This is a genomic window from Cupriavidus sp. WS, from assembly GCF_000395345.1.
Taxonomy (GTDB): Bacteria; Pseudomonadota; Gammaproteobacteria; order Burkholderiales; family Burkholderiaceae; genus Cupriavidus; species Cupriavidus basilensis_B.
The window spans coordinates 20,413-27,743 of record NZ_AQPL01000039.1 but is presented as its reverse complement, the minus strand read 5'-3'; the positions used below and the strand labels follow the sequence as shown (position 1 = coordinate 27,743).

7 protein-coding genes are annotated in these 7,331 nt (G+C 74.4%); all 7 read right to left on the bottom strand.

What is annotated here, in order from left to right; all coding sequences use genetic code 11:
* The coding region (locus K206_RS0104200; protein ID WP_231401549.1) for an MMPL family transporter at positions 1-2,186 on the bottom strand (2,186 nt) is incomplete at its 3' end.
* The gene (locus K206_RS0104195; RefSeq protein ID WP_020201161.1) at positions 2,179-2,805 is read right to left on the bottom strand and encodes an outer membrane lipoprotein carrier protein LolA; all 627 of its coding nucleotides are present in this window, start codon (positions 2,803-2,805) and stop codon (positions 2,179-2,181) included. The genes K206_RS0104195 and K206_RS0104200, both read right to left, overlap by 8 nt.
* Entirely contained in the window at positions 2,802-3,242 is a 441-nt protein-coding gene (locus tag K206_RS0104190; protein ID WP_020201160.1) for a thioesterase family protein, read from the bottom strand. Before K206_RS0104190 ends, K206_RS0104195 begins: the two co-directional genes overlap by 4 nt.
* Positions 3,243-3,268: 26 nt before the next feature.
* Positions 3,269-4,348 carry an acyltransferase gene (locus K206_RS0104185; protein ID WP_043365423.1) on the bottom strand — a complete coding sequence of 360 codons (1,080 nt, stop codon included), beginning with the start codon at positions 4,346-4,348 and terminating at the stop codon, positions 3,269-3,271.
* Positions 4,345-5,088: a glycosyltransferase family 2 protein gene (locus K206_RS0104180; protein ID WP_020201158.1), complete on the bottom strand. Its 744-nt coding sequence runs from the start codon at positions 5,086-5,088 to the stop codon at positions 4,345-4,347. The genes K206_RS0104185 and K206_RS0104180 overlap by 4 nt, the downstream gene beginning before the upstream one ends.
* Complete coding sequence (locus K206_RS0104175; RefSeq protein ID WP_020201157.1) at positions 5,081-6,790, bottom strand: AMP-binding protein; 1,710 nt, start codon at positions 6,788-6,790, stop codon at positions 5,081-5,083. The genes K206_RS0104180 and K206_RS0104175 overlap by 8 nt, the downstream gene beginning before the upstream one ends.
* Entirely contained in the window at positions 6,783-7,331 is a 549-nt protein-coding gene (locus K206_RS0104170) for a membrane protein (protein WP_020201156.1), read from the bottom strand. Before K206_RS0104170 ends, K206_RS0104175 begins: the two co-directional genes overlap by 8 nt.

The window sequence follows — 7,331 nt, the reverse complement described above, 5'->3', positions numbered from 1 at the left end:
TCGCCGGGATGCTCGAGCAGGAAGATGCCGTAGTCCACCCCCACGCCCAGCAGCAGCGCCAGCGCCAGCACCGAGAACAATTGCAGCGGCACGTGCAGCCAGCCCAGCAGCGCCACGCTGAACAGCGCCGCCAGCAGCGTGGGCACCAGCGCGCGCCACGCGCCGCGGCCGTAGCGCCACGCCAGCAGCAGCGCCACCGCGGCGGCGCCGGCGGCCAGCAGCCACGTCATCAGCACGCGGTAATGCTTGAGCAGCGCGGACAGGTCGGCCACGCGGTCGACCCACTCCACGCCCGGCACGGTGGCCGCGGCGGCCTCGATCAGCGCCAGCGTGGCCGGCTTGTCGAGGCCGCGCAGCAGCATGACGCTGGCGTAGCCGTCGCCTTCGCGGTCCAGCCACAGGTGGCGCAGCGTGTCCGAGACCGGCGCGGCCAGCCACGCCGGCAAGGTCAGCACCTGCCCGGCCGGCGCGGCGCCGGCCGCGCCCACGGCGCCGCCGACCGCGCGCGCCACGCGCTCGCGCACGGCGCCTTCCAGGCCGTCGGCCAGGGCCGCGTCGGCGCGCTGGCGCGCGGCCGAGGGCACCCAGTCGGAAATCGCCACGAAACCGTCCAGCCCGCCGCGCGCGACCACGCCGGCCAGCGCCTGCTTGATCTGTTCCTCGCGCGCCAGCACCTGGTCCGGCGTGGCGCCGCGCACCAGCAGGAACTGCGCCGGGCTGGGCGTGCCGAGCAGCCGCCCGGCGGCGCGCTGCGCCTCGATCAGCGCCGGCGGCGAGCTTTGCAGCTGGCGCACGTCGTCAGCCACGCGGACCTGCCACAGGCCCGGCACCACGAACAGCGCCAGCAGCCCGAGCAGCAGCAGCGAGCGGCGCTCCGCGCCCACGCGCGGCCAGCGCGCCAGGCTGGCGGTCAGCCAGGACGACAGGCGGGTCTGGCGCAACTGGCCGCGGTCGAGCAGCGGGAACCAGAACACCACGGTCAGGAACGCCGCCACCAGCCCCACCGCCGAGAACAGCGCCATCTGGCGCAGCCCCGGGAACGGCGCGATGCCGAGCGCGAGGTAGGCCACCGCGCTGGTCGACAGCGCCAGCGCCATGCCCGGCAGCAGCCGGCGCATCACCTGCGGCGGCGTGGCGCCCGGGCTGGCCTGGCGCGAGACGAAATAATGGATGCCGTAATCCTCCGCCACGCCCACCAGGCTGGCGCCGAACACCAGCGTGATGAGATGCACGCGCTCGAACACCAGCGCCGTGACGGACACCGCCGCCGCCGTGCCCACCAGCAGCGACAGCCCGACCAGAATGATCGGGCGCAGCGAGCGGAAGGCCAGCCACACCAGCAGCAGCACCGCCGCCAGCGAGCCCCAGCCGATCACGTTCATCTCCACGCTGGCCTGCGCGGCGGCCGCTTCCGCGTGCAGCGGGATGCCGGCCGCCACCACCTGCACGCCGCCGCCCTGCTGCGCGGCGCGCGTGGCGAGCCTGAGCAGGTCGGCGTAATCGGTGTCGCCGCTCACGGAGAACGCGGGCTTGCTGATGCGGTAGGTCAGCAGCACCCATTCCTTGCCCTCGGCGCTGAGGGCGGCCAGGCCGTCGCGCTCGTGCACGCGCGTCATGGCCGCGCGCGACAGCCACCAGTCCTGCCACAGGCCGAGCGGGTCGGCGGCCCAGCCGGTCAGGCGCGGGCCGGTGGAAAGCTGGTAGAGGCGGGTCAGCGCCTGCCGGGCCAGCGCGTCCGCGTCGGCGTGGCCGAGCATGGCGCGCTGGCTGTCGGTCAGCAGCCGGTCGCGGTAGGGCCGGTAGAAGGCCAGCGCCGCGTCCAGGTCGAAGCTGGCGATGCGGTCCACCGGCTGCAGCAGGCTGGCCCGCGGCTGCGTCGCGGCGCTGAAGCGCTGCGCCGCGGCGCGCGCGGCGGGCCAGTCCGGCGCGCCGACCAGCACCACGATCTCGCGCGAGACGCCATCGGCCAGCCGGCGCAGCACGCGGTCGGCGGTGGCGGTGCGCTGGCTGGTGGGCAGCAGCGCCATCACGTCGGTGTCGAGCCGCGAGGCGCGCCAGAACTGCAACTGGTGCGCCGCCAGCGCGATCACCAGCAGCAGCCAGCCCACGGCCAGCACCCGCTCCAGGGGGCTGAGGCCGCGCAGGGGCTTGCCGGTGGCCATGCTGGCGTTGCTGGCATTACTCAAAGCGCGGCTCCTCGTCGGCGGCCAGCCGGGTGGCCGCGCTCGGGTCGATCAGCTTGACGTGGGTGCTGTCGCCGCCCGCTTCCTCCAGGCGCACGTCGCGCACGAAGCGGTCGCCGGCCAGCTCGATGCGCGCGAACACGCGGCGCATGGCGGCGTCGCGCGGCGTGAGCGTGAGCGACCAGCCGTTCTTGCCGGCCAGCTTGCCGGCCACCTCGAAGCGCGCCGACAGGGTCTGCAGGTCGCCGCGCAGCACCGCGATCACCGATTCGCCGACCACGCGCATGGCGGGCTGGGCGTCGGCCTGCATCTGCTGCTGCACGCGCCCGTCGGCGCCGCGCATGACCAGCCGCTCCGGCGTCACCAGCAGGCTGGAGGCGAACGGCTCGCGCGTGCTCCACACCACGCCGCGCTCGCGCGCCAGCACGAAGTCGCCGCGCGACACCAGCGGGTTGGCGAAGCCGGACAGGCGGCGGGTCTGCTCGAAGCGGCCGTGGATCACCGGCGCGTCGGACAGGCGCGCGGCCACCGCGGCCAGCAGGTCGGGCGCGGCCGCGCCGGCCAGGCGCGGGGCGGCCAGCATGGCGCCGCACAGGGCCAGCAGGAAGGCGCGGCGCTTCATGCCTGGCCCTCCCCGTCCGGCGCGGCCGGCACGCCGAGCCGCTCCCACAGCACCGGCGGGCACACGTAGCACATCTCGGCGCTGCGCATGTCCACCGCCACCTGGATGGTGTAGCCCTTGGTCAGGCGCCGGCCGGTGGCGGCGTCGCGCACCAGATAGTCGATCTTCAGGCGGTTCTCCCACTCGACGATGGTGGCGCGGATGACGAAGGGCTGGCCGTAGGTCAGCGGGCCGACGTACTTCACGCGCATGTCCACCACCGGCCAGGCGTAGCCGGAGTCGCGCATGGCCGGGTAGTCGTAATGGAAACGCTCGAGCAGCGCGCAGCGCGCCTGCTCGAAATAGCGCACGTAGTTGCCGTGCCACACCACGTTCATCGGGTCGAGGTCGTGGAAGGCGGGGCTGAGCGTGATCTCGTGGCTGAGGTCTGGAGACATGGCGGTTGCGTGATGGGGGCGGGACGTCAGTCGCCGCGCGGCGCCGGTGCCGCGCCTGGTGCGTTTGGTGCGTTTGGTGCGTTTGGTGCGTTTGGTGCGTTCGGCGCATGTGGCGCGCCGGCGCGCGCGGCCTCGGGCACGCCGCCGCCCTGCCCCCAGAAATCGTAGAAGTTGAACCAGTCGTAGGGCGACTCGGCGAGCAGCCGCGACAGCCATTGTGCATAGTCCGCGGCGTGGCCGGTCAGGACGGCCTCGCGCCGCGCGCGCGGCAGGCGCACCTCGCGCGCCAGTTCGGTGAAGCGCAGCAGGTGGCCGTCGCCCGAGCGCACGCAGCCCATCGCGAACAGCGGGCATTCCATCAGCGCGGCCAGCACGTAGGGGCCGACCGGGAAGCGCGCCGGCGCGCCGAAGAACGGCACCGTCACGGTGCGGCCGCCGTGCACCGGCACGCGGTCGCCGGCGATGGCGACGAACTCGCCGGCGCGCACCTTCTCGGCCAGTTGCAGCGCGGTGGCCGGCGAGATGTCGTCGACCTGGAACAGTTGCAGCCCCGAGCGCGGATCGAGCCGCGACAGGATGCGGTTGAACTGCGCCGCGTGCGCGGTATGCACCAGCACCGTCAGGCGCAGGCCCTGGCGCTGGTTGGCCAGCACGCGGCACAACTCCAGGCAGCCCATGTGCGCGGTCACGATGATGCCGCCCTGGCCGCTGGCGATCTGCCGCAGCATCACCTCGGCGCCTTCGCGCCGCACGTTGCCGTAGCGGTAGCCGCCGCCGATGGCCAGCAGCTTGTCGAGCAGCGTGTCGGCGAACGAGAACAGGTGGCGCAGGCTGTGGCGCAGGCCCGGCGTGGCGCCGGCCGGCAGCACCGCGCCGGTGGCGGCCTGCACGCGCCGCAGGTAGTCGAGCGAGGCGCGGCGCGCGAGCGGCCTGGCCAGCCAGTAATAGGCCACGACCGGGTACAGCACGGCGCGGAACAGTGCGCGGCCGCACAGGCGGTAGAGCCCGTACAGGCACCACACGCCCCACACGCAGGTGGACTCGCGGATCTGGCTCCAGTGGCGCGCCATGCGGCCCGGCGGCGCGGTGTCTCGCGGCGCGCTCATGCCGGCCGCACCTTGCGCCACAGCAGCCGCGGCAGCCGCGCCACCATGCCGCAGAACAGCCGCGCGTGCATGGTGGAGATCAGCGCGTTGTCGCGCCAGACCTGGAAATGCGAGACGCCGTCGGACGGATACGTGACCTGGGTGGGCACGTTGACGATCGGCACGCCGCGCCAGACCAGGTGGACCAGCACCTCGGTGTCGAACTGCATGCGCCGGCCCAGCCGCACCTCGCGCACCAGCGCCAGCGCCGGGCCGAGCGGATAGACGCGCAGCCCGCACATCGAATCGCGGATGGCGAGCGAGAGCGTGTTGATCCACACCCACACGTGGGTCAGGTAGCGCGCCAGCAGCCGCACGCGCGGCACCGATGCGTCGTAGACCGGGTAGCCGCAGACCATCGCCTCGGGGCGCGCCTGCGCCAGCGCCGCGAACTGCGGGATGCAACCGGCGTCGTGCTGGCCGTCGGCGTCGATCTGCAGCGCGTGCGTGAAGCCCATGCGGGCGGCTTCCTCGAAACCAGCCATGATGGCGCCGCCCTTGCCCTGGTTCTCGGGCAGGCGGATCAGGTGCACGCGCCCGGCATGCGCGGCGGCGATCTCGCGCAGCACGCGCTCGCACGCGGGGCTGCTGCCGTCGTCCACCAGCAGGCACGGCAGCGGATGCCGCAGGATGGCCTGCACCATCGCGCCGATGGCGCGCTCGTGGTTGTAGACCGGCACCAGCACCACCGGCTTAAACATGCGCGTCTCCGAACACGATGCGCCCGCTCGCGTGCGGGCCCTGCGCCGAACTGAGGCGGAACGCCAGCGCATTGCGCTCGGGCTGCCAGGTCAGCGCCAGTTGCACGGTGCTGCCGGGCACGATCACGGCCTGGAACTTGAGCGTCTCGAGGCGGCGGAACTGCGCGCGCGGCGGCACCGGCAGGCGCTCGGGCGCCAGCGCCATGACCCAGTCGACCTGGGCCACGCCGGGCGCGATCGGGCTGCCCGGAAAATGGCCGTCGAACACGGCGAGGTCCGCGCCGATCTCCAGCTCGGCGCTGGCCGACAGCGCGTCCGGCGACGGTTGCCAGCGCGCCACCGGCAGCACGCGGCGGAACACGTCGCGCAGCATGGCTTCGGTGGTCTTGCCCTGCGCGTTGCACGGCAAGGCCTCGGCAAAGCTCCAGCGGCGCGGCAGCGCGAGCGCGTCCACGGCGGGCGCGAGATCCGCGCGCAGCGCGGCCAGCAACGCCGCCCTGCCGGCGCCGGCCAGCATGGCGGCGCCGCCTTCGCTGGGCACCACCACCGCGCCCAGGCGCATGCCGCTGTCGAGCTCGAGCAGCACCACGCGCGCTTCGCGCACCAGCGCGGACTGCTGCAGGGCCTGCTCGACCTGCGTCAGCGAGACGCGCTTTTCCTCGATCTTGACGATGCGGTCGGCGCGCCCCGCCAGCGCGAAGCCGCCGTCGCCGGCCGGCTGCGCGCGGTCGGCGCACAGATGCCAGCCGTCGTCCGGCAGATGGGCCGAGCGCACGGCGAGAAATCCGTCCTGCAGGCGCCACTGCACGCCCGGCAGCGGCGTCCAGCGCTCGTCGTGGCGCGCGCGCTGGCGCCAGGCGATGCCGCCGGTCTCGGAGCTGCCGAACACTTCGACGGGCGCGTGGCCGAGATGGCGCAGCGCGTCGGCCGCGGCCTCGGGCGGCAGCGGGCCGCCCGACGAGAACACCGCGTGCAGCGCGGCGCGCGCGGGCGCCCAGTCGAGCGCCGGCGGCATGCGCCGCAGGTGCGCCGGGCTGGTCACGAGCACGGCCGGCGCGCCGTCGCCGCAGGCGCGCACGATTTCCTCGTGGAAGGCCAGCCGCGCGGCCGGCATGGCGCGCGCCGCGGCCAGCGGCCACAGCACGCAGAACAGCAGGCCGTAGATATGCTGGTGCGAGACCGTGGCCAGCACGCGCGCCCGCGCCGGCACCGCGGCGCCGAACGCGGCCTGCAGCGCCTGCACTTCCGCTTCCAGTTGCGACAGGTGCTTGACGATGGCGCCGGGCGCGCCGGTGGAGCCGGAGGTGAACATCGTCACCCGCGTCGCGCGCGGATCGAGGCGCGGCCATTCGGGCGCGGCGCAGGCCGCGTGCTGCCGCGGGCGGATGCCGCCGGGCAGGTCGCCGGCGCGGACCGCGGCGTGCCCGTCCAGCGCGGCGAGCGTCTCGGCGCGCGTGTCGCCGGGCAGCACCACGTGCTTGCCGGCATGCCACGCGCCGAACAGCGCGGCGGCGAACTCGGCGGTGGATTCGGCATAGAGCGCCACGCTCGCGCCGGGCGCCGCCGCGAAGGCTTCGCGCCAGGTCGCCGCGCGCGCCACGAAGGCGGGCGCGTCCAGGCTGCCGTCCTCGCCATGCGCCACCACGTGCGCGCGCGCCGGCAGCGCCGCCATCAGGCCGCTGATGCCAAGCCACTCAGCCATGCCGCCCTCCCGCCATCACGCGCTGGCGCACCAGCCATTCGCCGGCGAACATCGCGCCCATCAGGCCATAGGCGATGCCGCCGTTGTAGAGCGCCCAGATGCGGTCGCTGGCCAGCACCGCGGTGAGCGCCGCCGCCGTGCCGTTGCAGACGAAGAACACGCACCAGGCCTGGGTCACGCGCCGCGTGTAGGCCACGCCGGCGGGCGGCAGCTCCGGCTCGCGCAGGCGCGCCAGCCGTTCGACCAGGCTGGGCGGATGGCGCAGGCTCCAGCCGAACACGGCCAGCATGGCGGCGTTGACCAGCACCGGATAGAGCTTGAGCGGCAAGGCGTGGTTGGAGGCCGCCACCACCGCGGCCAGCCCGGCGGCCAGCACCGCCAGCCAGCGCCAGCCGGCCTGGCGGCTGGTCAGCGCGCGCAGCAGCGCCAGCGCCACCAGCGCCAGCGCCAGCACGCGCGGCGGCCAGTATTGCAGGCCGGCGTAGATCGCCACCGGATAGCACAGCGTGAGCACGCCGAGCAGCAGTTTGCGCCAGCGCAT

Coding starts and splice junctions, on each gene's coding strand:
- K206_RS0104175 (WP_020201157.1), bottom strand. CDS start 6,790: ATGGCTGAGTGGCTTGGCATCAGCGGCCTGATGGCGGCGCTGCCGGCG.
- K206_RS0104180 (WP_020201158.1), bottom strand. CDS start 5,088: ATGTTTAAGCCGGTGGTGCTGGTGCCGGTCTACAACCACGAGCGCGCC.
- K206_RS0104185 (WP_043365423.1), bottom strand. CDS start 4,348: ATGAGCGCGCCGCGAGACACCGCGCCGCCGGGCCGCATGGCGCGCCAC.
- K206_RS0104170 (WP_020201156.1), bottom strand. CDS start 7,331: ATGCGCTGGCGCAAACTGCTGCTCGGCGTGCTCACGCTGTGCTATCCG.
- K206_RS0104195 (WP_020201161.1), bottom strand. CDS start 2,805: ATGAAGCGCCGCGCCTTCCTGCTGGCCCTGTGCGGCGCCATGCTGGCC.
- K206_RS0104190 (WP_020201160.1), bottom strand. CDS start 3,242: ATGTCTCCAGACCTCAGCCACGAGATCACGCTCAGCCCCGCCTTCCAC.